We start from the raw sequence: 25,469 nt of genomic DNA, 5'->3' as shown, positions 1-25,469 counted from the left end.
GACGGAGAGATGGGGACGGTTCAGGCGCGGCGCACGTGAAAGCTGCGCGCGTGGGACAGGGTGGGAATGCGGGCGCGCGCATCCGCGACCCGCGCGAGGTCGATCTCGGCCAGGATGAGGCCCGGCGCGTCGCCCTCGGCCTCGGCGAGGATGCGCCCCCAGGGATCGACGATGAGCGAGTGGCCGAAGGTCTCGCGCCCGTCCTCGTGCCGGCCGCCTTGCGCGGCGGAGATCATGAACGAGCCGGTCTCGATGGCGCGGGCCCGCTGCAGGATATGCCAGTGCGCCTCGCCGGTCTGTCGGGTGAAGCAGGCCGGCGCCGTCATCACCGTCGCGCCGGCCTCGGCCAGCGCCCGGTAGAGGGCGGGAAAGCGGATGTCGTAGCAGATCGTCAGCCCGAGGTTGGCGAGCGGCGTCTCGGCCACCACGGCGCAATCGCCACCCGAATAGGTCGCCGATTCGCGCCAGCTCTCGCCGTTGGGCAGGTCCACGTCGTAGAGGTGGAGCTTGTCGTAAGAGACTTGGATCTCGCCCGCGGCGTCGATCAGGAAGGCCCGGTTGGCGATCTTCTCGCCCTCGCGGATCGCGAGCGAACCGATCTGCAGGACGATCTTTTCCGCCCGCGCGACCTCGCGCAGGGCGGCGAGCGTCGCGTCACGCTCCTGCGGGCCGACCTTCTCGAACAAAGCCGTGCGGTCGCGCTCGATCAGCGAGGTCGTTTCCGGCGTCTGCACGTAGGCCGCACCCCGGCGCGCCGCCTCACGCACCGCCGCCACGGCAGCCTCGCGGTTGGCAGCAGGGTCGCGCCCGCCGCGCATCTGCACGCAGGCGGCGACGAACGGCTTGTATCCGGACAGGTCCGTCATGCGGCGAGCAGCGGATCGAGGTCGCCGGCCCGCTCCAGGGCGTAGAGGTCGTCGCAACCGCCAACATGCCGGTCGCCGACGAAGATCTGCGGCACGGAAGTGCGCCCGCCGGCCCGCTGGACCATGGTCGCGCGAGCCCCCGACGTCCGCTCAACGTCGATCTCGTTGAACGACACGCCCTTCTCACGCAGCAGGCTTTTGGCCGCGGAGCAATAGGGGCACCAGGCCGTGGTGTAGATCGTGACCGGCTGCATGGGTCCGTCGCGCGCCCGAGGGGGAAAGCGACGGATATAGGCGAGCCGTGCGGATCTTCCTACTGCGGCCGGGACACAGCGTCGGACGATCGCCGCACGAGCGTCCGCTCAGGCCGCGAGAAGCTTCTCGACCTCGTTGACGAGGTCGCGCAGGTGGAAGGGCTTCGAGAGCACCTTCGCATCCTTCGGCGCCTTCGAATCCGGGTTCAGCGCCACCGCGGCAAAACCGGTGATGAACATCACCTTGATGTCCGGGTCGAGTTCGGTGGCGCGGCGCGCCAGCTCGATGCCGTCCATCTCCGGCATGACGATATCGGTCAGGAGAAGCTCGAACGGCTCCTCGCGCAGGCGGTTATAGGCGGACAGGCCGTTGTCGAAGGACAGCACGTCGTAGCCGGCGTTCTGGAGCGCCTTGGCCAGAAACCGGCGCATGTCGTTGTCGTCTTCCGCGAGCAGGATCTTCATCGAACGGCGTCCCGGTGCCCATGCGCCTTGGAGTGTCTCAGGATACGCCCGGTCGCTACCATGCCGATCGAGGGCACGACAGCGCGGCCGGCGCTTCGCGAGACATGCTCGGTGGGTGTTCATTTCATAAAGCTGCGGCTTGGTAAACAGAGCGTTAAACGGGGCCGGTGTCGCGCCGCACCCGACACTCTCCGCACCCTGTCGTGCCCCTCTCGCAGCTCTGTGCGCCGCATGGTGGACAGGGCGGACGCGGCGCCGCAAACTGGCGCGATGTCCCTTCCGCGCCACGCGCAGGCCTCCGCCTCTCGATGAGCCCTTCACAGCCCGACGGACCCGAGGCGTTCGATCCACCCTTCGTCGTGGACGAGCCGGCGCAGCACGCGATTCCCTTCGTGTTCAACGCGCCCCATTCCGGTGCGCATTATCCCCGCTCCTTCCTCGCCGCCTCACGGCTCGACGCATTGGCGCTGCGCCGCTCGGAGGACGCCCATGTCGACCGGCTGTTCGCCTCGGTCGTCGGCCTTGGCGCGCCTCTGATGCGGGCGAATTTCCCCCGCGCCTATCTCGATGTGAACCGCGAGCCCTACGAACTCGACCCACGCATGTTCGCCGGCCGCCTGCCCGCCTTCGCCAACACCCGCTCCATGCGGGTGGCGGGAGGCCTGGGGACGGTGCCGCGCATCGTCGCCGACGGGCAGGAGATCTACCGGGAGCGTCTGCCGGTGGAGGAGGCGGTGCAGCGCATCGAAACGCTCTACAAGCCCTATCACCGGACCCTGCGCGGCCTGATCCACCGCACGGCGCGGAGCTTCGGCCGTGCCTTCCTGATCGATTGCCACTCGATGCCCTCGTCGAGCCTCGGGCGGGACGAGAGCGCCCAGGCGGACTTCGTGCTCGGCGACCGCTTCGGCACGGCCTGCCAGCCGTTCCTGGTGGAGGGCGTCGAGAGCCGCCTGAGGGCGCTGGGCTACAAGGTGGTGCGCAACAAGCCCTATGCCGGCGGCTTCATCACCGAGCATTACGGCGAGCCGGGACTCGGGCGGCACGCGCTGCAGATCGAGATCAACCGCGCGCTCTACATGAATGAGCAGTCGCTGGCGCTGACGGTCGGATTCGCGTTGCTGGCGGACAATCTCGCCAGGGTCTTCGCCGAGGTCGCGGCCGAGACGGTGGAGGCGTCGTCCCTCCGCATGGCGGCCGAGTAGGAGCCGGTCGGCCGATAGCGTGGCGTTAGTGCGGTCTCCGCATCGGGCAAGAAAAAAGGCCGCCCCGAAGGACGGCCCGAAGTCTAGGGAGGAAACGCCCAAGAAGGGCTACGGGACCGCGACGCCATCGCGATCTCGCAATGCACAAATCGCATCGCGCTGCACAAATCGCAAGGGCGCTGATAACGTTTCCACATGCGCCTGGCGCATGGATCGGTCTCGCGCGCGCATGGAACCTTAGGCGTCGCCCAGAAGGGCCCGAATTTCTGCCTTCAGCGCATCGGCGAGCTCCGGACGCTCCAGACCGTAGGCGAGATTGGCGGTGAGGAAGCCGATCTTGGAGCCGGTGTCATAGGTGCGACCATCGAAGCGCATGCCGTAAAACTTCTGCTGCTCGGCGAGCCGGATCATCGCGTCGGTGAGCTGGATCTCGCCGCCGGCGCCGGTTTCGCCCCGCTCCAGGATCGAGAAGATCTCGGGCTGGAGGATGTAGCGGCCGGAGATGATGAAGTTCGAGGGCGCGGTACCCTGCTTCGGCTTCTCGACCATGCCGGTGATCTCAAAGGTCTGGCCGAACGTCTCGCCGACTGCGACGATACCGTACTGGTGAGTCTCCTCGGGCTTGACCTCTTCGACGGCGATGACGTTGCCGCCGTGCTGCTCGTAGGCCTTGAGCATCTGGCCCATGCAGCCGCGGCTGAGCATGTCGGGCAGCAGAACCGCGAAGGGCTCGTCGCCGACGATCTCTCGGGCGCACCAGACCGCGTGGCCGAGGCCGAGCGGCGCCTGCTGACGGGTGAAGCTGGTCTGTCCCGCTTTGGGAAGGTCCTTCTTCAGTTCCTCATAGGCGGCCGTCTTGCCGCGCGCCTGCAGGGTGTGATCGAGTTCGAACGCGATGTCGAAGTGATCCTCGATCACCGCCTTGCCGCGGCCGGTGACGAAAATGAAATGCTCAATGCCGGCTTCACGCGCCTCGTCGACGACGTGCTGAACAACAGGGCGATCGACGACGGTAAGCATCTCCTTCGGCACGGCCTTGGTGGCCGGCAGGAAGCGCGTGCCGAGGCCCGCGACGGGAAGGACGGCCTTGCGGATTGGTTTCATGTGGCGGGACCCGTTTTTGGCGTTGGTCGGGGCAAGCCCTGATCGACGGAGATCAAATAGGACTCGGGCGGCCGCTAACAGCCCCGCTTGGGTGTGATTGGCAGGATTTCGTCATTAAACAGGGCTTGAAGCTTCCGCCGACGGACGGCGGGAGACGAATCGGGGGAGACGATGGCGGTTCTGGTCACGGGTGGTGCGGGTTATATCGGCAGCCATATGGTGCTCGCGCTGGTCGATGCCGGGCACGAGGAGGTCGTGGTTCTCGACGATCTCTCGACCGGCTACGACTGGGCCCTGCCCCCGGAAGTTCGGCTCGTCGTCGGCGACGTGGCCGACCAAGGCCTCGTCACCGAGACGATCCTGCGCCACCGGATCGATGCGGTCGCGCATTTCGCGGCCAAGATCGTGGTGCCGGAATCGGTCGCCGATCCGCTCGGCTACTATCTCGCCAATACCGTGAAGACGCGGGCGCTGATCGAGACCGCGGCGCGCACGAACGTCCGGCACTTCATCTTTTCCTCGACGGCCGCGGTCTATGGCGAACCGGAGATCGTGCCCGTACCCGAGACGCTGGCGACGAACCCCATCAACCCCTACGGCCGCTCGAAGCTGATGAGCGAGTGGATGCTCGCCGATGCGGCGGCCGCGCACGGCTTCACCTACGGCATCCTGCGCTACTTCAACGTGGCCGGGGCCGATCCGCGCGGGCGCTCCGGGCAGTCGATGCCGGCGGCCACCCACCTGATCAAGGTGGCGACGCAGGCCGCACTGGGTCAGCGCACGCATCTGGAGGTGTTCGGCACCGATTATCCGACGCGCGACGGCTCCTGCCTGCGCGACTACATCCAGGTCTCGGATCTGGCGGACGCGCACATGGTCGTGCTCGACCACCTGCGCGGCGGCGGAGAGAGCCTGACGCTCAACTGCGGCTACGGCCGAGGCTACTCGGTCTTGGAGGTGGTGGAGGTGGTCAAGCGCATCTCCGGCCGTGACTTCGAGGTGCGCCTGTCGCCCCGCCGTCCCGGTGATCCGGCCCAGATCATCGCCAGCGCCGACCGCATCCGCAACGAACTCGGCTGGACCCCGAAGCATGACGACCTCGACGCCATCGTCGCCCAGGCATTGGCCTGGGAGGACGCCCTGGTGAAGCGGAACCGCCGGTGAGCACACTCCGCGCTGCCCTCCTCCTCGCGCTCGTGCTGCTGGCGGGGCCAGCGCGGGCGCAGGACGGCGATTTCGCGGGCTTCGTCGCGTCCCTGCGCTCCGATGCGGCGGCCCGCGGCATCTCACAGAAAACCTTCGACGCGGCCTTCGCCGACCTTCGCGGACCGGACCCGGACGTCGTCGCCCGCACCCGCCGCCAGGGCGAGTTCAGCCGACCGGTCTGGGACTACCTCGTCGGCGCGGTGTCGGGTGCGCGGATCGCCAGGGGGCAGGCGCAGGGCAAGCGGCTCGCGGGCACGCTTGCGGCGATCGAGACGAAGACCGGCGTGCCGCGCTCGGTCGTGCTGGCCTTCTGGGGCGTCGAGTCGGATTTCGGTGCCAGCGCCGGCTCCCTGCCGACGGTCCAGGCGCTGGCGAGCCTCGCTTACGCCCGCTATCGCGGCAGCCTGTTTCGCGACGAATTGCTGGCAGCCCTCCAGATCCTCGAGAACGGCGACATCGAGCCGGCGCGGATGGTCGGCTCCTGGGCCGGCGCCATGGGACAGGTGCAGTTCCTGCCCTCGGTCTACCTGCGGGAGGCCATCGATTTCGATGGCGACGGGCGGCGCGACATCTGGCGCTCGGAGGCCGATTCTCTGGCTTCCATCGCACATTATCTGCGCTCGCTCGGCTGGAAGCCCGGCCTGTCCTGGGGCTACGAGGTCAGCCTGCCGAAGGATTTCGACCTGACCCGCTATCGCGGGCCCCTCGCCGGCTTTGCCGCCCGTGGCGTGCGCCGCACCGACGGCAAGCCCCTGCCGGCGAGCGGCGAGGCGAGCTTGTTCCTGCCCGGCGGGCTCGGGAGCCCGGTCTTTCTCATCACCGATAATTTCGAGGTGATCCGCGGCTACAACACCTCCGATTCCTACGCGCTCGCAGTCGGCCACCTCGCCGACCGGCTGGCTGGCGGTCCGGCGCTCGCGGCCGCTTGGCCGAGCGGGGCCGTCCGCCTCGACGGGCCGGGTCTCAAGCGCCTTCAGGCCGGACTCGCCGCCCAAGGGCTCTATGCCGGCGAACAGGACGGGCGGGCCGGTCCGAAGCTGCGCGAGGCGGTGCGGCAATATCAGATCCGAGAAGGTCTGCCGGCGGACGGCTACGCTCGGCCGGCCCTGCTGGAGCGGCTGGAGGCGCGGCCATAGAGCATCGTCCCGATAGGTGGCCACCGGCTTTCGGAAAAGACGATGCAAAACCAATGAGCCCGAGCCTCGGCCTGGATCGGATATCCAGGACGAGGCTCGCGCGTCTCTCACACAACTCCCGCCGCGCCGTCCTTGCCTGAGCGAGCGCGGCCGGTGACCGGGAGGTTTGTGAGGCACTCTTAGACGCGCCGGCTTCCGCGCGTTATCCTGTCGAACTCCGGGGTCCTTCCGCCCCTCCCCTTCGATCGAGGCTTCGCGCATGCCACGTCGCCCGACCGATCGCACCGCGCTCCCGCGTTCGACTGCGATCCTCGGCCTTCTCGCCCTTGCCGTCCTCTCGCTCGCCGCTGCGTGGTCCGTGCTGCCGCAGCCGGCCGCGGCACAATGGGGCGACAGCTACGACGCGCCCGCCGCCGATCCCTACGCTGCGCCGCCCCCGCGCCGCCGGGCGCGGGGCGCCTATGCCGACGATTACGGCCGGGCGCCCGTCCGCCGGGCGCCGCCGCCGCAGGAGGCACCGCGCCAGTTCTACTGGCCGTGGGAGGACCAGCCGCGCGCCCAGCCGACCCCGCCGCCGCAGCCCACGCCCGGCTATGCCCGGCCGCAGCGCCCCCGCGCGCCCGCACCCGCACCCACGGCGACCGGTCGCTCGGATGAGGAGCGCGCCGCCCGCCGCCGCCGGCCGAGCCCTGCCCCCACCGTGGCGCAGCCCAAGGCCAAGATCCCGAAAACGGCGCCGACGACCCAGATCGCCGTCTTCGGAGACTCGCTCGCAAGCTACCTCGCCAAGGGGGTCGACGAGGCGTTCTCCGACAATGCCGAGATCGCCGTGCTCGACCGCTCGAAGGCCGATAGCGGCCTTGTGCGCAAGGATCTGGTCGATTGGGCCAAGAGCGCCGAGGATGCCCTCAAGACCACGCCCAACCTCTCCTACGCGCTGATGATGATCGGCGTGAACGACCGGCAGGCGATCCGAGAGGGCGACCAGAGTTACGAGGCGCTCTCCGACAAGTGGCGCGAGCTCTACGGCGCACGGGTGGATGCGGTGGCGAAGGTGTTCGCCGAGCACAAGGTGCCGCTGGTCTGGGTCGGACTGCCGCCGGTCCGCAGCGAGAGCCTGAGTCGCGACTTCGCGGCGATCAACGACCTTGTGCGCGAGCGGGTGCAGCGGGCCGGCCAATCCTATGCCGAGGTCTGGCAGGGCTTCGTCGATGACCGCAACCGCTTCACGGCGTCGGGCCCTGACGTGGACGGCCAGGAGGCGCGGCTGCGCACCTCCGACGGCATCCACTTCACCGCCGCCGGCTCGCGCAAGGTCGCCCACTTCGCCGACGTGGAGCTGAAGCGCCTGATGGGTGCAAAGGGCGGCCTCCCCTCCGAGCAGCCCGCTGCCGCGGTCGCAGCCACGCCCGGTGAGGGCGGGGCGGGGCTCGGCAGCGAGGACACGGCGGCGATCGACCGCAAGATCACCGCGATGCTGCCAAGCCTGCCCGAGCCGCCCGGCATCCCGAGTCTGCCGGTCAAGCCCGCCGCGGGACCGGTGGTGCCGCTCGGCCGCACCGAAATCTCGCCGGGCGGGACGCTGATCACCGGTCGCTCACAGGAGGGTGATGCCACCGGCACCCGTGAGCGCAGCCTGCAACGCGGGGCGGCGCCGCTGCCGCAGCCGGGTCGAGCGGATGATTTCCGCTGGCCGCCGGGATAGGGGTCCATCGAAGGGTGGGGAGCGACCTCCTCGCCCGGTCATGCCGGCCAAAAGCAACGGCGCGGGCGGGTTGAAGCGGAATCGGGAGAGATTCCCTGATGACGGCGGGCCGCCGTCCCTGGCCTTCGCGACGAGGCCGGTCAGGATCATAAGCTCCGTTCACCGGATTCGGAGCCGCCGTCGGTGCCTACACCGTCACGCCGCTGCGCGACGGTCTGTTTCCGCTCCAGCCGAGCATGATCCCAGGCGCCGACAGCGAGGCTGGGCGCGCCCTGCTCACGGGGGCCGGTCTTCCGCCGGGCGGACCCTCGCCGGAGCCGGTCAACGCGTTCCTGATCCGGCGAGGCGCCCGCAACTGGCTGCTCGATGCCGGCTGCGGAACCGTGTTCGGCCCGGATTTCGGCCAGATCTCGGCGGCGCTCGCGGCGGAACGCGTGACGCCCGATCAGATCGAGACGGTCTGGCTGACCCATCTCCATGCGGACCATGCCGGCGGTCTCCTCACGGCGGAGGGCCGCGCCCGCTTCACCGGGGCGGAGCTGCTGGTGCAGGAGCGGGAGGCGGCCTTCTGGTCGGACGAAGGCGCCCGGTCTCGGGCGCCCGCCGCGATGGCCGTCTTCTTCGACACCGCGCAGGCCGTGCTGGCGGCCTATGCCGGCCGGGTGCGCCGAGTCTCCGGCGGGGCGGAGCTCGCCCCCGGCGTCTCGTTCCTGCCGCTGCCGGGGCACACGCCGGGCCATGCCGGCGTGCTGATCGAGGATGGGCCGGAGCGACTGCTGATCTGGGGCGACATCCTGCACTCGCGCGTGCTGCAGATGCCGCATCCGGACTGGACCGTGATCTGGGACGCCGACCCGGCGGAGGCGATCGCCACCCGCCGCCGTATCCTGGACCGCGCCGCCGCCGAGGGGCTGGATGTCGCCGGGATGCATCTCGCGACCCGCGGCCGGATCACCCGCGACGGATCGGGTTACCTATGGGACGTGCGCGACCCGACCGGGTCCGGCGGCGCGTCTCGCTGACCGCCCGTAGGATCCAACGAAAAGGGCCACCGCCTTCCGGCGATGGCCCCATCTAATTCTACGCGACGCGGCTCAGCGCGGCAGCACGGTCGCGCCCATCAGCGCCTCGTCGATCGAGCGGGCGGCCTGACGGCCCTCGCGGATCGCCCAGACCACCAGGGACTGGCCGCGGCGCATGTCGCCGGCGACGTAGATCTTCGGGTTCGACGTCAGGTAGTCCTCGTCGTTGGCGATGACGTTGTCGCGCTTGTCCATCGCCACGCCCGACTCCTCGAGCAGGCCCTTGCGCACCGAGCCGGCGAAGCCGATCGCCATGAAGACGAGGTCGGCCGGCAACACGAACTCGCTGCCCTCGATCGGCTGGCGCCGCTCGTCCACGCGGGCGCAGACCACGCCGGTGAGCTGGCCCTTGCGGTTGCCCTCCAACCGCAAGGTCGCGGCCTGGAACTCGCGCTCGGCGCCCTCGGCCTGGCTCGACGAAGTGCGCATCTTGGTCGGCCAGTAGGGCCACACCGTCAGCTTGTCCTCGCGCTCGGGCGGACGCGGCCTGATGTCGAGCTGCGTCACCGAGAGCGCACCCTGGCGGAAGGCGGTGCCGACGCAGTCGGACGCCGTGTCGCCGCCGCCGATGACGACGACGTTCTTGCCGGCGGCCAGGATCGGCAGCTCGCCGTTGCCCGGCATCGGCTCGGCGCCGACGCGTCGGTTCGACTGCACGAGGTAGGGCATGGCGTAGTGCACGCCGTCGAGCTCCTGGCCCGGAAGCTGCGGGTTGCGCGGCTCCTCGGCGCCGCCGCAGAACAGCACGGCGTCGAACTGGCTCGTCAGGTCCTCCAGCGGCACGTTCACGCCGATATTGGCCTTGTAGTGGAAGACGACGCCCTCGGCCTCCATCTGCTTCACACGCCGGTCGATATGGCGCTTCTCCATCTTGAAGTCGGGGATGCCGTAGCGCAGCAGGCCGCCGGCCTTGGGCTCGCGCTCGTAGACGTGGACATCATGGCCGACGCGGGCGAGCTGCTGCGCCGCCGCCATGCCGGCCGGGCCGGAACCGATCACCGCCACGCGCTTGCCGGTGCGGGTCGCCGACGGCTCGGGCTTCACCCACCCATTGTTCCAGGCGCGGTCCGCGATCGCCTGCTCGATCGTCTTGATCGCGACCGGCTGGTTCTCGAGGTTGAGCGTGCAGGCCTCTTCGCAGGGCGCCGGGCAGATGCGGCCGGTGAATTCCGGGAAGTTGTTGGTGGAGTGTAGGTTGCGCGCAGCCTCCTCCCAGTCCGACTGGTAGACGAGGTCGTTCCAGTCCGGAATCTGGTTGTGGACCGGGCAGCCGGTCGGCCCGTGGCAGAACGGGATGCCGCAATCCATGCAGCGCGCAGCCTGTTTCGACAGGTCGTGCTCATCGAGCGGCAGCGTGAATTCGCGGAAGTGCCGAACGCGGTCGGCGGCGAGCTGATACTTCTGCTCCTGCCGGTCGTATTCGAGGAACCCTGTGACCTTGCCCATCGATCAACCCTTCGCAGGCGCGGATCCCTCGACCACGCGGCCTTGCCGTCTGTCCGTATCGCTGTGAGGCGGTCGGCGGCCCGTGTCGCCGACCGTATGGCGCGAAAGAACGCAGCCGTGTGACGTCTGGCTACTCCGCCGCCACCGGCATGCGCGCCATTTCCATCTCGCGCAGGGCCCGGCGGTACTCGACCGGCATCACCTTGACGAACTTGGTGCGGTAGCCCGGCCAGTCGTCGAGGATCTGCTTGGCTTTGGGCGAACCCGTGTACTTCAGGTGGTTCGTCAGAAGCTGCGACAACCGCTCCTCGTCGTGGCCCGACATGTCGGCGAGGATGTCGACCCGGCCTTTGGTCTCCAGGTCGCCGTCCTGGTGGAAGCGGCGCATGATGTCGTCCTCTTCCTCCACCGGCTCCAGATCGACCATCGACAGGTTGCAGCGGTCGCGGAACGAGCCGTCCTCGTCGAGCACGTAGGCGATGCCGCCGGACATGCCCGCCGCGAAGTTGCGGCCCGTTACGCCGATCGAGACCACGACGCCGCCGGTCATGTACTCGCAGCCATGGTCGCCCATGCCCTCGACCACCGTGATGGCGCCCGAGTTGCGCACGGCGAAGCGTTCGCCCGCCGCACCCCGGATGTAGCACTCGCCCGCGATCGCCCCGTAGAGCACGGTATTGCCGGCCATGATCGTGCGCGCGGGCGGCGCCTTCAGCGCGTCGCTCGGACGGATGATCAGCTTGCCGCCCGACAGGCCCTTGCCGACATAGTCGTTGCCGTGACCGGTCAGATCGAGGGTGACGCCGGCGGCGAGCCACGCGCCGAAGCTCTGGCCGGCGGTGCCGTTCAGCTTCACCACGATGGTGTCGTCGGGCAGGCCGTCATGGCCGTACTTCTTGGCGACCGCGCCGGAGAGCATGGCGCCCGCGGCGCGATCCGAATTGCGGATCACGTCGGTGAGCACGACCGGCTCGCCGGTCTCGAGGGCGCGCTCGGCACCCGCGATCAGGCGGCGGTCGAGCACCGTGTCGATCGGGTGGTGCTGCGTCTCGACATGCCGGATCGCCACCTCCGGACCCACGTCGGGCCGGTGGAACAGCTTCGAAAAGTCGAGGCCGCGGGCCTTCCAGTGCTCGATCGCCTCGCGCTTGTCGAGAAGGTCGGAGCGGCCGATCAGATCCTCCAGCCGCGTGAAGCCCATCGCCGCCATCAGCTCCCGCAGCTCTTCGGCCACGAAGAAGAAGTAGTTGATGACGTGCTCCGGCGTGCCCTTGAAGCGCTTGCGCAGCACCGGGTCCTGAGTGGCGACGCCCACCGGGCAGGTGTTGAGATGGCACTTGCGCATCATGATGCAGCCGGCCGCGATCAGCGGCGCGGTCGAGAAGCCGATCTGATCGGCGCCGAGCAGCACGGCGATCATCACATCCTTGCCGGTGCGGATGCCGCCGTCGGCCTGGAGCGCGACGCGGCCGCGCAGCCCGTTCATCACCAGCGTCTGCTGCGTCTCGGCCAGACCCGTCTCCCAGGGACCGCCCGCGTGCTTGATCGAGGTGAGCGGGGCCGCGCCGGTGCCGCCGTCGAAGCCCGAGATCGTGATGTGGTCGGCGCGCGCCTTGGCGACGCCCGCCGCAACCGTGCCGACGCCGACCTCGGAGACGAGCTTGACCGAGATGTCGGCCGCCGGGTTCACGTTCTTCAGGTCGAAGATGAGCTGAGCCAGATCCTCGATCGAGTAGATGTCGTGGTGCGGCGGCGGAGAGATCAGGCCGACGCCCGGCGTCGCGTAGCGGACCTTGGCGATCTTGGCGTCGACCTTGTGGCCGGGCAGCTGACCGCCCTCGCCGGGCTTGGCGCCCTGCGCGACCTTGATCTGCACCATGTCGCCGTTGACGAGGTACTCGGTCGTGACGCCGAAGCGGCCCGAGGCCACCTGCTTGATGGCGGAGCGGCGCGAGCGACCGTCCGGGCCGGTGACGAACCGGCGCGGCTCCTCGCCGCCCTCACCCGAATTCGAGCGGCCGCCGAACGAGTTCATCGCGATGGCGAGCGTCTCGTGCGCCTCCTTCGAGATCGACCCGTAGGACATGGCGCCCGTGGCGAAGCGCTTGACGATCTCGGCGGCCGGCTCGACCGCCGCGATGTCGACCGGCGCGCGGCCGAGATCGGCCGCGGTCTTGATCCGGAACAGGCCGCGCAGGGTCTTGAGGTGGTTCTCCTGCTCGTTCACCAGCCGGGCGTATTCGCGGTAGCGCTCGACCGCGCCGAGGCGCACCGCGTGCTGCAGCGTGGCCACTGTGTCGGGTGTCCAGGTGTGGGTCTCGCCGCGGAGCCGATAGGCGTACTCGCCGCCGACATCGAGCGCGTTGCGGTAGATCGGGGCGTCGCCGAACGCGTCCTGGTGGCGCAGGACCGTCTCCTGGGCCACCTCGGCCATGCCGATGCCCTCGACGGTCGTCGCCGTGCCGAAGAAGTCCTTGGCCACGAAGTCGGAGTTCAGGCCGATCGCGTCGAAGATCTGCGCGCCGCAATACGACTGGTAGGTCGAGATGCCCATCTTGGACATGACCTTGAGCAGACCCTTATCGATCGACTTGATGTAGCGGTAGATGATCTCGTCGTTGGTGAGGTCCGGCGGGAACTCGTCCTTCATCGCGACCAGCGTCTCGAAGGCGAGGTAGGGGTTCACGGCCTCCGCGCCGTAGCCGGCCAGGCACGCGAAATGATGCACCTCGCGCGGCTCGCCCGACTCGACCACGAGGCCGACCGAGGTGCGCAGCCCCTTGCGGATCAGGTAGTTGTGGACGGCTGCGGTCGCCAGCAGCGCCGGGATCGGGATGCGGTCCGGCCCGACCATGCGGTCCGACAGGATGATGATGTTGTAGCCGCCGCGCACCGCGACCTCGGCCCGGTCGCACAGGCGGTCGAGCGCACCCTCCATCGCCGCCGCGCCGGACTCGGCCGCGTAGGTGATGTCGAGCGTCCGGGTGTCGAAGCGGTCCTCGAAATGCGATATCGAGCGGATCTTCTCGAGGTCGCCGTTCGTCAGGATCGGCTGGCGCACCTCGAGCCGCTTGCGGCGCGAGGCACCCTCCATGTCGAGCAGGTTCGGGCGCGGGCCGATGAACGAGACGAGGCTCATCACGGCCTCCTCGCGGATCGGATCGATCGGCGGGTTGGTGACCTGCGCGAAGTTCTGCTTGAAGTAGGTGTAGAGCAGCTTGGGCTTATCGGAGAGCGCCGAGAGCGGCGTGTCCGAGCCCATCGAGCCGACCGCCTCCTGGCCGGTCACGGCCATTGGGGCCATGAGCAGCTTGAGGTCTTCCTGGGTGTAGCCGAAGGCCTGCTGGCGATCGAGCAGCGACACGTCCGTGCGCGAGGCGCGCGGGCTGATCGGGTGCAGCTCCTCCAGCACGATCTGGGTGTTCTTCACCCACTCGGCATAGGGGTGCGCCGAGGCGAGTTCGCCCTTGATCTCCTCGTCGGAGACGATGCGGCCCTTCTCGAGATCGATCAGCAGCATCCGGCCCGGCTGCAGGCGCCAGGACTGGACGATCTTCTCGTCCGGGATCGGCAGCACGCCCATCTCGGAGGCGAGCACGACGAGGCCGTCATCGGTGACGATGTAGCGGGCGGGACGCAGACCGTTGCGGTCCAGCGTGGCGCCGATCTGGCGGCCGTCGGTGAAGGCGACCGCGGCGGGGCCGTCCCACGGCTCCATCAGCGCGGCGTGGTACTCGTAGAAGGCGCGCCGCTCCTCGCCCATCAGCGGGTTGCCCGCCCAGGCCTCGGGGATGAGCATCATCATCGCGTGGGCGAGCGAGTAGCCGCCCTGCACGAGGAATTCGAGCGCGTTGTCGAAGCAGGCGGTGTCGGACTGGCCCTCGTACGAGATCGGCCAGAGCTTCGAGATGTCGTTTCCGAACAGCTCCGAATCGACGCTGGCCTGGCGCGCGGCCATCCAGTTCACGTTGCCGCGCAGCGTGTTGATCTCGCCGTTATGCGCGACCATCCGGTAGGGGTGCGACAGGCGCCAGGTCGGGAAGGTGTTGGTGGCGAAGCGCTGGTGGACGAGCGCCAGCGCCGAGACGAAGCGGGTGTCCTTCAGGTCGAGATAGTAGTGGCCGAGCTGGTGCACGAGCACCATGCCCTTGTAGACGATCGTCCGGCTCGACACCGAGACGGGGTAGAAGGTCTTCGCCCGCGCGTCGTCGAGGCCGTAGACCTGGTTCGAGATCACCTTGCGGGCGATGTAGACACGCCGCTCGAAGGCATCCTGGTCGGTGATGCTCGCCGGGCAACCGATGAAGACCTGACGGTGATGCGGCTCGGTCTCCTTCACGGCCTTGCCGAGATCGGTCGAGTCGACGGGCACGTCGCGCCAGCCGAGCAGCGGCAGGCCCTCGTCGCCGAGCGTCTTCTCGACGATCGCCTCGATGGCGGCGCGGGCGTCCGCCTCCTTCGGCATGAAGAATTGGCCGATGGCGTACTGGCCGGCCGGCGGCAGCTCGAAGCCGAGGCGCGAGCATTCCTCCGAGAAGAAGCCGTGCGGGATCTGGGTGAGGATGCCGCAGCCGTCGCCCATGGTCGGATCGGCACCGACCGCGCCGCGGTGGTCGATGTTCTCCAGGATCTTGAGACCCTGCTGGACGATGGTGTGGCTGCGCCGGTCATGCATGTCCGCGACGAACCCGACGCCGCAGGCATCGCGCTCGTGGGCCGGATCGTAGGCGCCCTGCGCCCGCGGCAGCGCCGGATCGCGCAGAATCAGCGGCGCGGCGCCGGCCCGCGACGGGGCGGCCTTCTCGCCGATCACGGCCGGCACCGACAGTTCAGACGGGATTTCTTGCATCGTCCGCAGATCTCCGACCCTGCCCGCACGCGAGCATGTTTCATGCCCGAACACCATCGGTGACCGGGCCGGCGCCATCGTTTTCAAGTCGGGTCTGGTGGGGTTCTTCCTGCCGGAACCGCCCGCCAACCCGCGGGCTGAAACCCCGGCCTGTTCAGCCGGCGTTCGCCCGGATCGCCTTGGCGATCGCCGGTTTATCAGCTCGTTCGGACGTCACGTCGATCACGTGATGAATCCCCAAAGCTCGCCCGACGGCCAAGCACGACGAAAGGTAAGCGCGACAAATGGGACAGTCTTGCTGTCCTATAGGGGGACGTTGCCAGATTTCATTCATTCCAGCAAGGGGCCGTCGGCCGCCACCGCCAGCCTTTTGAACATGCCTTGACTTCGCGCAGCGCAGCCGAGGCTCGGCTCTCGGTACGCCAGGCGCAGCGTGTCCGGCCGCACGGAAACCTTTCGATGCCCGTGGCAGGTTCCGAGCCGGTCCGCAATCTCGCCCCATTCAATCGTTTAGAAAACGTTGCCGACACGGAGGGAATGCGGGGATCGCGTCTGCCGTGACGCCGGGGGACCCGCGGTCAACAGCGGGCTCCCGGGACCTTCCTTCACAGTCAGCTTGGTTCGAGAGGTCCTATGGCTTCGAGCCGTCATGTCTTCGGCCCTCGTGCCCTCGGTCGCCGCGAGGGAGCGGCGCTGCGTCGCGGACTCGGATTCGGTCTGACCGCCCTGTTCCTGACCGGAGCGTGTCTGCAGGGCGCTGCCGCTCAGGGCTTCTACCGCGAGGTCTACGGTCCGCCGCGGGCTGTCTACTTCGAGGAGGACGGCCTGCTGCCGCCGCGCGAGGTCGTCGACGAGCTGCGCGACCGCGGCTTCACCGAGATCGCCCGCCCCCGTTACGACGGGCGCCACTACCGCGTCGAGGCGACGAGCCCGCGCGGCCAGCGGCTGCGGCTCGTGGTCGATGGCCGCGAGGGCGACGTGATCGGGCGCGAGCCGCTCGGCGGCGTCTATTATCCCTCGGAGCGCGTCCGGCCGGCGGCGCCCGGCTACGGCTGGACCGAGGACGACATGCGCCCGCGCCGCCCGATCCGTGAGGCGGAGCGCATCGTGCCGCCCGCCGACATCCCCTCGGTGCCCGGCCTGCGCAATGCACCCCTCGGGAGCGAGCGGGCGGCGCCCCGCGAGGCCCGCATCGAACGTGTGCCGCCGACGCCGCGGCCGGAGGCCAATCCCCTCGGCGTCAATCCGGTCGCGGTCGCTCGTTCCGAGACGCCGCGTCGCGCGGCCGCCAAGACTGCGCCGACGCCCAAGCTCCCGTCCCAGGCACGAATCGCACCGACCGCTCCGGAACCCTCCCTCGGTTCCAGCCCCGCTGGATCCTCCGCGATGACGCCAGCCGCCAGATCAGAGCCGGCGAAACCAGATGCGAAGGAGGCCAGGGCAGTCGAGCCGAAAGCGAATGCGGCGCGGCCGGAGCCGGCCAAGGAATCCGTCAGGCCCGAACCTGCCAAGGATGCGACCGGTGAGGTCGCGAAGGAGCCCACCAAGTCCGCCGAGTCCAAGCCTGCGCCGGCCGCGGGCAAGGGCTGGCAGGATCCGCCGGTCGACGGCCCGCGCAAGAACGTCCGGGTGATCGGCGGGGCGACGGTCGTTCCCGGCGGCACCGGCGAGGCCGGCGCCGCCGACTGAGGCGGTATCGGCTGCGGCGGGGGCGATGGTTCAGCCGCCCTCCCCGGTCAGAACGAGCCGCTCGCGACCCGAGAACACGGTGAGCGTGTCGGAGCGGGCGATGGCGCACAGCGTCATGTCGTGGCAGCGCGCCCGCTCGATGGCGAGCGAGGTCGGAGCGGAGATCGCCACCAGAACCGAGGCGCCGAGCGTCGCGGCCTTCTCCGCCATCTCGAAGGAGCAGCGGCTGGTGATGACGAGGAAGCCCTCGTCCGGCCGCACGCCCTCGCGCAGCAGCGCGCCGATGCACTTATCCAGAGCATTGTGGCGGCCGACATCCTCACGCACCGCCAGCAGAGATCCGTCGAGCCCCGCCCAACCCGCGGCATGGACCGCGCGGGTCTCCCGGTTGAGGGTCTGGCGGTCGAACAGTGCCGTCAGTGCCGCCTGGATCGCCGACAACGTCACCTGCGGACCTTTATGCGAGCCTTGGCCGGAGCGCGTCTTGGCGGTCGGTAGGGCGGCGAGATCCTCGATGCCGCAGACGCCGCAGCCGGTGCGGCCGCTGATCGCGCGCTTGCGGGCGAGATGCTCGCGCAGCCGCCCTGGGGCAAGATCGACGAGAAGCCGCAAGCCGCCCTCGGCAGGCTCGACGGTGACGCCGCGGATCTCGTCGGGGGATTCGATCACGCCTTCGGTGAGGCTGAAGCCGTAGGCGAAATCTTCGAGGTCGGACGGCGTGAGCATCATCACCGCGTAGGGCACGGTGCCGTAGACGACGTTGACGGGCATCTCGACGGCAAGCGCCCGGGCGTCGGGCCGGGCCTCGGGCGCATCGTAGGCGACGACGAGGGTTCCGACCTTGACCGACGTCGCGGGACCCTCCCCGCGAAAGTCATCTTCAGGTTTCCGGCTGAAATCCTGCATCCGTATCCCCAGAGGCAGCCAAATTGCTCGTGGCGCAAGCCTGATACCGCGTCCAAGCGACGCTTGGGCGTGCTGTTGCGGTTGCGGTTTTACGATCAGTATGGTTCTACGTCGCAACCGCCCATCCGGCAGCGACACGGTCCCGCCGGAACCGGCAAGGCCCGCGACAAGGTCGGGCAGTCCTCGGATTTGCGACGCTCGTCGGCAAATTCAAGGGCAAACAAACCATAGGCATCAGGGGAGCCAAGCGGGGATATGCGGACGACGCAGGCGCAATATCGGTCATCGTGGGGGCTCGCCGCATTCGGCGCCCTCCTCGGTTCGTCCTCCTCCGCTCTCGCGGCCGGTGTCGGCCAGCCCGAGCCGTGGCAGATGAGCCGTCAGGTCCCGGTCACGGCCGAGGCCGTCGATCTCCTCAACTTCGAGCACGGGCTGCACTGGCTCGCCTTCGCCATCTCGGTCTTCGTTCTCGCCCTCATTCTCTACTGCATCTTCAAGTTCAGTGAGAAGGCGAACCCCACGCCGTCGCGCACCACGCACAACACGGCCATCGAGGTGGCTTGGACCATCATCCCGGTCCTGATCCTCGTGGCGGTGGCGATCCCCTCGTTCCGCACCCTGCGCACGCAGCTCTCGGATCCGAAGGCCGACGTCGTCGTCAAGGTGGTCGGCCACGCGTGGTACTGGTCCTACGTCTACCCGGCCGAGGGCGACAAGGGCGGCTTCACCTTCGACGCCAACGTCGATGAGGAGCAGCAGCCGAAGCTTCTCGCCACCGACAACGACATGGTCGTTCCGGTCGGCAAGATCGTGAAGGTGCAGGTCACCTCCGAGGACGTGATCCACTCCTGGGCGATCCCCTCCTTCGGCGGCAAGATCGACGCGATTCCCGGTCGCCTGAACCAGTGGTGGTTCAAGGCCGACCGCGAGGGCACCTATTACGGCCAGTGCTCCGAGCTCTGCGGCGCCCGTCACGCCTACATGCCGATCACCGTGCGCGTGGTCAGCGAGCAGGCCTATGCCGAGTGGCTGACCGAGGCGAAGACCAAGTACGCCGCCATCGACAACGGTGCCCGCCTCGCGGACGCCCGCTGACGCTTCATCGGGCCGGGGCGCCCCTGTCCCGGCCGATCCTTCATTCGCCAGAGGCGACAGACATCTGATTAAGGCAAGGATCGATGGCCACCGCCACAGCACATGCCGGGCATGACGCCCACCACGACCACAAGCCCTCCTTTTTCGCCCGCTGGTTCCTCTCGACGAACCACAAGGACATCGGCACGCTCTACCTGATCTTCGCCTTCATGGCGGGCATCATCGGCGCGTTCCTGTCCTTCGGCATCCGTATGGAAATGGAAGAGCCGGGGCTCCAGTACTTCTCCAACCCGGCGACCTACAACGTGTTCGTCACCGGCCACGGCCTCATCATGGTGTTCTTCATGGTGATGCCCGCCCTCATCGGCGGCTTCGGCAACTGGTTCGTCCCGCTGATGATCGGCGCGCCGGACATGGCCTTCCCGCGGATGAACAACATCTCGTTCTGGCTGACGGTGTCGGGCTTCGCGTGCCTGCTCTGCTCGCTCTTCGTGGAAGGCTCGCCGGGATCGTCCGGTGCCGGCACCGGCTGGACCGTCTACCCGCCGCTCTCCTCCTCGGCTGGCCATCCGGGCGCGGCGGTCGATTTCGCGATCTTCTCGCTCCACCTCGCCGGTGCGGGCTCGATCCTCGGCGCGATCAACTTCATCACCACCATCCTCAACATGCGCGCCCCCGGCATGACGCTGCACAAGATGCCGCTGTTCGCCTGGGCCGAGCTCGTCACCGCCTTCCTGCTGCTCCTGTCGCTCCCGGTTCTCGCCGGCGCGATCACGATGCTGCTCACCGATCGTAACTTCGGCACCACCTTCTTCGATCCGGCCGGCGGCGGCGATCCGGTGCTCTACCAACACCTGTTCTGGTTCTTCGGCCACCCCGAGGTGTACGTGATGATCCTGCCGGCCTTCGGCATCGTCTCGCACATCATCGCCACCTTCTCGCGCAAGCCCGTCTTCGGCTACCTCGCCATGGCCTACGCCATGGTCGCCATCGGCGTCGTCGGCTTCGTCGTGTGGGCGCACCACATGTACACCGTCGGCCTGTCGCTCCAGACGCAGTCCTACTTCGTCTTCGCGACCATGGTGATCGCGGTGCCGACCGGCGTGAAGATCTTCTCCTGGATCGCGACGATGTGGGGCGGTTCGATCCGCTTCACCGCGGCGATGCACTGGGCGGTGGGCTTCATCTTCCTGTTCACGGTCGGCGGCGTCACCGGCGTCGTGCTCGCGAACTCCTCGGTCGATAAGTACCTGCACGACACCTACTACGTCGTGGCGCACTTCCACTACGTGCTCTCGCTCGGCGCCGTGTTCATCATCTTCGCCGGTGTCTACTACTGGTTCCCGAAGATGACCGGTCACGTCATCCCGGAATGGGCGGGCAAGCTGCACTTCTGGCTGGCCTTCATCGGTGCGAACGTCCTGTTCTTCCCGATGCACTTCCTGGGTCTCGCCGGCATGCCGCGTCGCTACGCCGACTATCCGGAGGCGTTTGCCGGCTGGCACAAGGTCGCGACGCTCGGCGGTCACGTCTTCGCCCTCAGCATGGTGGTGTTTGTGATCGGCATCGTGCTGGCCTTCCGCTCCAAGACCCGCGCCGCGGACAATCCGTGGGGCGAGGGTGCCACCACCCTGGAGTGGACCCTGTCCTCGCCGCCGCCCTTCCACCAGTTCGAGACGCTCCCCAAGATCGTCGACGAGCCGGCCCACTAAGGCGGTCGAGACAACAAGGATCGCGAGGACCGCTTCAGGCGGTCCTCGCTCTTTCCCGGTGGCCTCATCGCTTGAGTGAGGCCTCCCGCAAAGGGCGGCGCCGAGAACGGCGCGATCCGAGACCAACAGAACAAGCGTCAGATCACGGTTTCCATGACGAGCCTGTCGAACAGCCTGAGCGCCGACGCCGGCCGCGTGTCGCTCAACTCCGCCGCGGGTGGCGAAGTCTCCGACTTCTTCGCCCTGCTCAAGCCGCGGGTGATGGTGCTCGTCATCTTCACCGCGCTCGTCGGCATGGTGGTGTCGGATGCCACCGTGAACCCGGTCATCGCCGCGATCTCGCTGCTGATGATCGCCGTCGGGGCCGGTGCGTCCGGCTGCCTCAACATGTGGTGGGATGCCGACATCGACGCGCTGATGACCCGCACCGCCAAGCGGCCGATCCCGGACGGGCGCATCCGCCCCGACGAGGCGCTGACCTTCGGCGTCGTGCTCTCGGTCGGCTCGGTGCTGATCCTCGGGCTGGCCTCCAACTGGCTGGCTGCGGGGCTCCTTGCCTTCACCATCGTCTTCTACGCCGTGATCTATTCGATGTGGCTGAAGCGGGCGACCGCGCAGAACATCGTCATCGGCGGTGCCGCCGGCGCCCTCCCCCCGGTGGTGGGTCAGGCGGCCGTGACCGGCCATGTCGGCATCGAGTCGCTGGTCCTGTTCGCGATCATCTTCATCTGGACGCCGCCGCATTTCTGGGCGCTGGCGCTGGTCAAGAGTGGTGAATATGCCCGCGCCGGCATCCCGATGATGCCGAACGTCGCCGGCCCCGATTCCACCCGTCGCCAGATCGTCTGGTACTCCCTCCTGCTCGCCCCGCTCGCCCTCGTTCCGGTCTGGCTCGGCTTCGGCGGTTGGCTCTACGCCGTCGTCGGCGTGCTCGGTGGCCTCGGCATGCTGGCGGGCGCGGTGCAGGTCTACCGGCTGCGCGAGGGTGAGCCCGAGCGCAAGGCGGCGATGGGCCTGTTCGCCTTCTCGATCCTCTACCTGTTCCTGCTCTTCTCGGCGCTGCTCGCCGAGCAGGGGCTCGGACTGTTCCGTGCGGTCGTGGCGTGAGGCCGGTGATGTCCGATCTGCCGGAAGGCGTGCGTCCGCTGACGCCGGAAGAGGTCAAGACCCGCCGCAAGCGCTCGATCGCCATCGCCCTGACGCTGGGCGCCCTGGTGCTGATCTTCTTCGTGCTGACGATCGCGAAGCTCGGGCCGCAGGTCCTGCAGCGGCCGCTCTGAGGGCGTAAACCGATGACGGATACGAGCGAGAGGCAAAGCCAAGCGGCGCGCGGCGCCCGTTGGACCGTGTTGGCCTGCGCCGGCGTCGTGCTCGGCATGGGTGGCCTCGCGGCCGTCTCGGCACCGCTCTACTCCATGTTCTGCAAGGCGACCGGCTACGGCGGCACCCCGCTCGTCGGCGCCGCACCCTCTGCCCCAACGGGTGAGGCCCTGGCGCCGATCTCGGTCCGCTTCGACACCAACGTCGCCAAAGCCCTATCCTGGCGCTTCCAGCCGGAGCAGTCGCGGGTCGAGGCGGTGCCCGGCCAGACGGCGACCGTGTTCTTCAAGGTGACCAATACCGGCCCCGCGCCCACGGCCGGCATCGCCGTGTTCAACGTGCAGCCGGACTTGATGGGCAGCTACTTCGTCAAGGTGCAGTGCTTCTGCTTCGACGAGCACACGCTGCAGCCGGGCGAGTCGGCCGAATTCCCGCTGGTGTTCTACGTCGATCCGGCCCTGCGCAAGGATCCGGACATCGGCACCCTCTCGGAGATGACGCTGTCCTACACCTACTACCCCTCGAAGAACGGTGCGCCGGTGGCGGAAGCGGCCAAGCCCGCACCTACGCGCAATTTTTGAGGGATCGCGGGGCCCTAAGCGTGACAATGGCTCGGGCGCCGCGATAGAGGGGTTTCAACCGAGGTCCGGTCCCGCCGGACCTCCAAGGCAACAGAGCCCGGCCGTCAGGCGGTGACGGGCAAGGGCTTAGGGAGAACCATCGCGATGGCCGGGGCGCACGCCAAGAACCACGATTACCACATCATCAACCCGAGCCCGTGGCCGCTGCTGGGCGCGTTCTCCGGGTTCCTGATGGCTTTCGGCGCCGTCTTCTGGATGAAGGGTCTCTCCGCCGGCGGCCTCGCCATCGGCCCCTACGTGTTCGGTGCCGGCACGCTGGGCGTGCTCTACACCATGCTGTCGTGGTGGCGCGACGTTACGCACGAGGCCAATTCCGGCGACCACACCCGCGTCGTCCAGCTCCATCACCGCTACGGCATGATCATGTTCATCGCCTCCGAGGTGATGTTCTTCGTGGCGTGGTTCTGGGCCTATTTCGAGGCCGCCCTCTACACGGCCGATCCGATCCAGCCCCAGCGCGTCGAGTTCACCGGCGGCATGTGGCCGCCCAAGGGCATCGAGGCGTTCGATCCCTGGCACCTGCCGCTGCTCAACACGCTGATCCTGCTCACCTCCGGCACCACCGTGACCTGGGCCCACCACGCCCTGCTGCACGGCGACCGCAAGGGCCTGAAGTACGGCCTGTGGCTCACCATCATCCTCGGCGTGCTGTTCACCGCCTGCCAGGCCTACGAGTACGCCCACGCCCATTTCGGCTTCTCGGGCTCGATCTACTCGGCGACCTTCTTCATGGCGACGGGCTTCCACGGCGCCCACGTCATCATCGGCACGATCTTCCTCGCCGTCTGCCTGCTGCGCACCTACCAGGGTGACTTCACCCCCAAGCAGCATCTCGGCTTCGAATTCGCCGCCTGGTACTGGCACTTCGTCGACGTGGTGTGGCTGTTCCTGTTCGCCGCCATCTACGTGTGGGGCGCGGGCGCCGGCGGCGGAGCCCATTAAGGCCGACGAGCTCAGAGCATCCGCCGCCCCGACCGGGCGGCACCCCGGAAGGGCGGCGTGAGCCGCCCTTTTTCACGTGCAGGGCCTCGCCGGATCTCTGATACCGGGGGGAAAGAACGAGTGAGTCACCCGTGACCCGAGCGACGACGAGCCCGCCTCCCTCCCCGGTTTCGACAGGCTTGCGCGGGCGCTGCCCCGCCTGCGGCGAGGGCCACCTGTTCCGCGGCTTCCTCGCCTTCAAGCCGGCCTGCGAAGCCTGCGGCCAGGATTTCTCCGCCTTCGACTCGGCGGACGGGCCGGCCTTCTTCGTGATGTCGATCACGGGTTTCGTCGTCGTCGGCACGGCGTTGTGGATGGAGTTCACCTACGAGCCGCCGGTCTGGCTTCACGCGCTCGTGGCCGGCAGCCTCGCCATCGGCCTGAGCCTGGCTCTGGTGCGCCCGCTCAAGGGCGTGCTCGCGGCGGTGCAGTTTGCCAACAAGGCCGAGCAGGGGCGCTTCCGCTAGTGGCCGCTTTGTCCGCGAACGAGCGCAGCGCCCGCCTGCGCAGCCTCTGGGCGCCGGGTCTCGCCGCCCTGATCTGCCTCGCGATCCTGCTCGGCCTCGGTTTTTGGCAACTGGCCCGGAAGGCCGAGAAGGAGGCCCTGATCGCCCGCATCATCGAGCGCTCGCACGCCGAGCCGCCGGCCGCCCCGCCCCCCTTCGACACCTGGGACGCGCGGGCCGACGAGTTCAGCCGCGTCCGGGCGCGAGGCACCTTCCTCCACGACAAGGAGACCCTGGTGCACGGGTTGGCGCCGGGCGAGCCCGGCCGGGCGCTCCAGGGCTTCTACGTCCTCACGCCGCTCAGGCGCGACGACGGCACGACGATCCTGATCAACCGCGGCTTCATCCCGACCGAGCTGAAGCGTCCCGAGGACCGCGCCGCCGGTCAGGTGACGGGCGAGGCGACGGTGACCGGTATGCTGCGGGCGAGCGAGGCGCGTGGGCTATTCGTGCCGGAATCCGACCCGAAGCGCGACGCGTGGTTCACCCGCGACATCCCCGGTATCAGTGAAGCCCGCGGGCTGACGAACGTCGCCCCCTACCTGATCGAGGCGGACGCGACGCCGAACCCCGGCGGCTGGCCCCGCGGCGGGCAGCTCCGGGTCGATCTGCCCAACAACCACCTGCAATACGCCTTCACGTGGTTCGGCATCGCCGCCTGCCTGATCGGCGTCTTCTCCGTTTTCGCGTGGCGGCGGTGGCACGATCCGGCGGAGCCGAAAGCCGGCTGACGGCGTTGGCTCGCGTGGTGCCGGGATCTCGGCATCCCACGCGGGAACGAAAAGCCTCCCGCGGCAGGATTTCCGCGGAGTGCCGTTCGATGCGCACCGTTGCCAGCCTCCTCTTCCTCGTTCTGACGGGGAGCGCGGCGCAGTCCGACGATGCGGCGCGCGGTGCTGCCCGCGCCACCATCGAGCGGCAGATCGACGCCTTCCGCCGCAACGATGCGCCGGCGGCCTACGCCGAGGCCGCGCCGCAAATCCGCAACCTGTTTCCCTCGGCCGAGACCTTCATCGCCATGGTGGCGAAGGGCTACGCACCGGTCCTGCGTCCGCGCAGCTACCGCTTCGAGTCGGTGCAGGAGACGGCCGAGGACGAGATCGCTCAAGGGGTGAGCCTACAGGACGAGGCTGGCCTCGATTGGGTGGCACTCTACACGCTCCAGCGCCAGGCCGACGGCCAGTGGCGCATCACCGGATGCCAGTTGAAGAAGGCGCCGGGCGAGCGGGTTTGACCGCGCGGGGCAAGAAATGGCACCGGCTCCGCTTCGACATGGCGAAATCGATCGTGTAGAGGGGGCG

The 25,469-nt window shown here is 68.6% G+C and carries 21 protein-coding genes and 1 pseudogene; 15 read left to right on the top strand and 7 right to left on the bottom strand.

Features of this window, described 5'->3' with window-relative positions:
• Window positions 1-20: 20 nt before the first annotated feature.
• The 3 genes from MFF24_RS12345 to cpdR all read right to left on the bottom strand — a co-directional run bounded on the left by MFF24_RS12345 (window position 21) and on the right by cpdR (window position 1,585).
• Window positions 21-866 (bottom strand): carbon-nitrogen hydrolase family protein, encoded by an 846-nt coding sequence (locus tag MFF24_RS12345; protein WP_238224697.1) that lies wholly within the window; start codon window positions 864-866, stop codon window positions 21-23.
• On the bottom strand, window positions 863-1,120 hold the full coding sequence (grxC, locus tag MFF24_RS12340; RefSeq protein ID WP_108941104.1) for a glutaredoxin 3: 258 nt from the start codon (window positions 1,118-1,120) through the stop codon (window positions 863-865). The genes MFF24_RS12345 and grxC overlap by 4 nt, the downstream gene beginning before the upstream one ends.
• Window positions 1,121-1,228: 108 nt before the next feature.
• On the bottom strand, window positions 1,229-1,585 hold the full coding sequence (gene cpdR, locus MFF24_RS12335; protein ID WP_003603128.1) for a cell cycle two-component system response regulator CpdR: 357 nt from the start codon (window positions 1,583-1,585) through the stop codon (window positions 1,229-1,231).
• A 308-nt stretch (window positions 1,586-1,893) separates the two neighbouring features.
• Between cpdR and MFF24_RS12330 the strand changes: the two genes are divergently transcribed.
• Window positions 1,894-2,790, top strand: a complete 897-nt coding sequence (locus MFF24_RS12330) for an N-formylglutamate amidohydrolase (protein WP_238224696.1) — start codon at window positions 1,894-1,896, stop codon at window positions 2,788-2,790.
• A gap of 237 nt (window positions 2,791-3,027) precedes the next feature.
• Here MFF24_RS12330 and galU read toward each other — a convergent pair whose 3' ends face one another.
• The gene (gene galU / locus MFF24_RS12325; protein WP_108941102.1) at window positions 3,028-3,894 is read right to left on the bottom strand and encodes a UTP--glucose-1-phosphate uridylyltransferase GalU; all 867 of its coding nucleotides are present in this window, start codon (window positions 3,892-3,894) and stop codon (window positions 3,028-3,030) included.
• Between the two features lie 171 nt (window positions 3,895-4,065).
• Between galU and galE the strand changes: the two genes are divergently transcribed.
• From galE to MFF24_RS12305, 4 genes and pseudogenes are all read left to right on the top strand, one after another.
• Window positions 4,066-5,058 (top strand): UDP-glucose 4-epimerase GalE, encoded by a 993-nt coding sequence (gene galE, locus MFF24_RS12320; RefSeq protein WP_238224695.1) that lies wholly within the window; start codon window positions 4,066-4,068, stop codon window positions 5,056-5,058.
• The gene (locus MFF24_RS12315; protein ID WP_238224694.1) at window positions 5,055-6,236 is read left to right on the top strand and encodes a lytic murein transglycosylase; all 1,182 of its coding nucleotides are present in this window, start codon (window positions 5,055-5,057) and stop codon (window positions 6,234-6,236) included. Before galE ends, MFF24_RS12315 begins: the two co-directional genes overlap by 4 nt.
• Before the next feature lie 259 nt (window positions 6,237-6,495).
• Window positions 6,496-7,941: an SGNH/GDSL hydrolase family protein gene (locus tag MFF24_RS12310; protein WP_238224692.1), complete on the top strand. Its 1,446-nt coding sequence runs from the start codon at window positions 6,496-6,498 to the stop codon at window positions 7,939-7,941.
• Between the two features lie 179 nt (window positions 7,942-8,120).
• Window positions 8,121-8,963, top strand: a pseudogene (locus MFF24_RS12305) (MBL fold metallo-hydrolase); the annotation flags it as partial.
• A gap of 72 nt (window positions 8,964-9,035) precedes the next feature.
• On the opposite strand, the gene MFF24_RS12300 reads toward MFF24_RS12305, so the two are convergent.
• Window positions 9,036-10,469 carry a glutamate synthase subunit beta gene (locus tag MFF24_RS12300; protein WP_133090871.1) on the bottom strand — a complete coding sequence of 478 codons (1,434 nt, stop codon included), beginning with the start codon at window positions 10,467-10,469 and terminating at the stop codon, window positions 9,036-9,038.
• Between the two features lie 130 nt (window positions 10,470-10,599).
• A complete protein-coding gene (gene gltB / locus MFF24_RS12295; RefSeq protein ID WP_238224690.1) occupies window positions 10,600-15,318 on the bottom strand; it encodes a glutamate synthase large subunit in 4,719 nt (1,572 codons plus the stop codon).
• A gap of 633 nt (window positions 15,319-15,951) precedes the next feature.
• Between gltB and MFF24_RS12290 the strand changes: the two genes are divergently transcribed.
• Window positions 15,952-17,007 carry a hypothetical protein gene (locus tag MFF24_RS12290; protein WP_238224687.1) on the top strand — a complete coding sequence of 352 codons (1,056 nt, stop codon included), beginning with the start codon at window positions 15,952-15,954 and terminating at the stop codon, window positions 17,005-17,007.
• Between the two features lie 30 nt (window positions 17,008-17,037).
• Here MFF24_RS12290 and fdhD read toward each other — a convergent pair whose 3' ends face one another.
• Entirely contained in the window at window positions 17,038-17,913 is an 876-nt protein-coding gene (fdhD, locus tag MFF24_RS12285; RefSeq protein WP_238224685.1) for a formate dehydrogenase accessory sulfurtransferase FdhD, read from the bottom strand.
• Between the two features lie 255 nt (window positions 17,914-18,168).
• Here fdhD and coxB point away from each other — a divergent pair, with 255 nt between their 5' ends.
• The 9 genes from coxB (at window position 18,169) to MFF24_RS12240 (ending at window position 25,402) form a co-directional block, all read left to right on the top strand.
• Window positions 18,169-19,008 carry a cytochrome c oxidase subunit II gene (gene coxB, locus MFF24_RS12280; RefSeq protein WP_108941093.1) on the top strand — a complete coding sequence of 280 codons (840 nt, stop codon included), beginning with the start codon at window positions 18,169-18,171 and terminating at the stop codon, window positions 19,006-19,008.
• Between the two features lie 83 nt (window positions 19,009-19,091).
• The gene (ctaD, locus tag MFF24_RS12275) at window positions 19,092-20,720 is read left to right on the top strand and encodes a cytochrome c oxidase subunit I (RefSeq protein WP_108941092.1); all 1,629 of its coding nucleotides are present in this window, start codon (window positions 19,092-19,094) and stop codon (window positions 20,718-20,720) included.
• Between the two features lie 153 nt (window positions 20,721-20,873).
• Window positions 20,874-21,827 carry a heme o synthase gene (locus tag MFF24_RS12270; RefSeq protein WP_108941091.1) on the top strand — a complete coding sequence of 318 codons (954 nt, stop codon included), beginning with the start codon at window positions 20,874-20,876 and terminating at the stop codon, window positions 21,825-21,827.
• Window positions 21,828-21,835: 8 nt separating this feature from the next.
• A complete protein-coding gene (locus MFF24_RS12265) occupies window positions 21,836-22,000 on the top strand; it encodes a cytochrome c oxidase system small membrane protein (RefSeq protein WP_238224684.1) in 165 nt (54 codons plus the stop codon).
• A 12-nt stretch (window positions 22,001-22,012) separates the two neighbouring features.
• Window positions 22,013-22,621: a cytochrome c oxidase assembly protein gene (locus MFF24_RS12260; protein WP_108941090.1), complete on the top strand. Its 609-nt coding sequence runs from the start codon at window positions 22,013-22,015 to the stop codon at window positions 22,619-22,621.
• A gap of 144 nt (window positions 22,622-22,765) precedes the next feature.
• On the top strand, window positions 22,766-23,623 hold the full coding sequence (locus MFF24_RS12255) for a cytochrome c oxidase subunit 3 (protein ID WP_108941089.1): 858 nt from the start codon (window positions 22,766-22,768) through the stop codon (window positions 23,621-23,623).
• Between the two features lie 131 nt (window positions 23,624-23,754).
• Window positions 23,755-24,129: a DUF983 domain-containing protein gene (locus MFF24_RS12250; protein WP_238224683.1), complete on the top strand. Its 375-nt coding sequence runs from the start codon at window positions 23,755-23,757 to the stop codon at window positions 24,127-24,129.
• Window positions 24,129-24,899, top strand: a complete 771-nt coding sequence (locus MFF24_RS12245; protein ID WP_238224682.1) for an SURF1 family protein — start codon at window positions 24,129-24,131, stop codon at window positions 24,897-24,899. The genes MFF24_RS12250 and MFF24_RS12245 overlap by 1 nt, the downstream gene beginning before the upstream one ends.
• Before the next feature lie 89 nt (window positions 24,900-24,988).
• A complete protein-coding gene (locus MFF24_RS12240; RefSeq protein WP_108941086.1) occupies window positions 24,989-25,402 on the top strand; it encodes a DUF4864 domain-containing protein in 414 nt (137 codons plus the stop codon).
• Window positions 25,403-25,469: the final 67 nt, after the last annotated feature.

This window comes from Methylorubrum aminovorans (assembly GCF_022179725.1).
GTDB classification, from domain to species: domain Bacteria; phylum Pseudomonadota; class Alphaproteobacteria; order Rhizobiales; family Beijerinckiaceae; genus Methylobacterium; species Methylobacterium aminovorans.
The sequence above is the reverse complement of the archived record's forward strand: the minus strand, read 5'-3'. Positions and strand labels throughout refer to the sequence as shown.

Bases quoted from the DNA above. Each gene is read 5' to 3' on its own strand.
- MFF24_RS12260 (WP_108941090.1), top strand. From the start codon at position 22,013: ATGACGGATACGAGCGAGAGGCAAAGCCAAGCGGCGCGCGGCGCCCGT.
- fdhD (WP_238224685.1), bottom strand. From the start codon at position 17,913: ATGCAGGATTTCAGCCGGAAACCTGAAGATGACTTTCGCGGGGAGGGT.
- grxC (WP_108941104.1), bottom strand. From the start codon at position 1,120: ATGCAGCCGGTCACGATCTACACCACGGCCTGGTGCCCCTATTGCTCC.
- cpdR (WP_003603128.1), bottom strand. From the start codon at position 1,585: ATGAAGATCCTGCTCGCGGAAGACGACAACGACATGCGCCGGTTTCTG.
- gltB (WP_238224690.1), bottom strand. From the start codon at position 15,318: ATGCAAGAAATCCCGTCTGAACTGTCGGTGCCGGCCGTGATCGGCGAG.
- MFF24_RS12240 (WP_108941086.1), top strand. From the start codon at position 24,989: ATGCGCACCGTTGCCAGCCTCCTCTTCCTCGTTCTGACGGGGAGCGCG.
- ctaD (WP_108941092.1), top strand. From the start codon at position 19,092: ATGGCCACCGCCACAGCACATGCCGGGCATGACGCCCACCACGACCAC.
- MFF24_RS12330 (WP_238224696.1), top strand. From the start codon at position 1,894: ATGAGCCCTTCACAGCCCGACGGACCCGAGGCGTTCGATCCACCCTTC.
- coxB (WP_108941093.1), top strand. From the start codon at position 18,169: ATGCGGACGACGCAGGCGCAATATCGGTCATCGTGGGGGCTCGCCGCA.
- MFF24_RS12270 (WP_108941091.1), top strand. From the start codon at position 20,874: ATGACGAGCCTGTCGAACAGCCTGAGCGCCGACGCCGGCCGCGTGTCG.
- MFF24_RS12255 (WP_108941089.1), top strand. From the start codon at position 22,766: ATGGCCGGGGCGCACGCCAAGAACCACGATTACCACATCATCAACCCG.
- MFF24_RS12310 (WP_238224692.1), top strand. From the start codon at position 6,496: ATGCCACGTCGCCCGACCGATCGCACCGCGCTCCCGCGTTCGACTGCG.
- galU (WP_108941102.1), bottom strand. From the start codon at position 3,894: ATGAAACCAATCCGCAAGGCCGTCCTTCCCGTCGCGGGCCTCGGCACG.
- galE (WP_238224695.1), top strand. From the start codon at position 4,066: ATGGCGGTTCTGGTCACGGGTGGTGCGGGTTATATCGGCAGCCATATG.
- MFF24_RS12300 (WP_133090871.1), bottom strand. From the start codon at position 10,469: ATGGGCAAGGTCACAGGGTTCCTCGAATACGACCGGCAGGAGCAGAAG.
- MFF24_RS12345 (WP_238224697.1), bottom strand. From the start codon at position 866: ATGACGGACCTGTCCGGATACAAGCCGTTCGTCGCCGCCTGCGTGCAG.
- MFF24_RS12265 (WP_238224684.1), top strand. From the start codon at position 21,836: ATGTCCGATCTGCCGGAAGGCGTGCGTCCGCTGACGCCGGAAGAGGTC.
- MFF24_RS12290 (WP_238224687.1), top strand. From the start codon at position 15,952: ATGGCTTCGAGCCGTCATGTCTTCGGCCCTCGTGCCCTCGGTCGCCGC.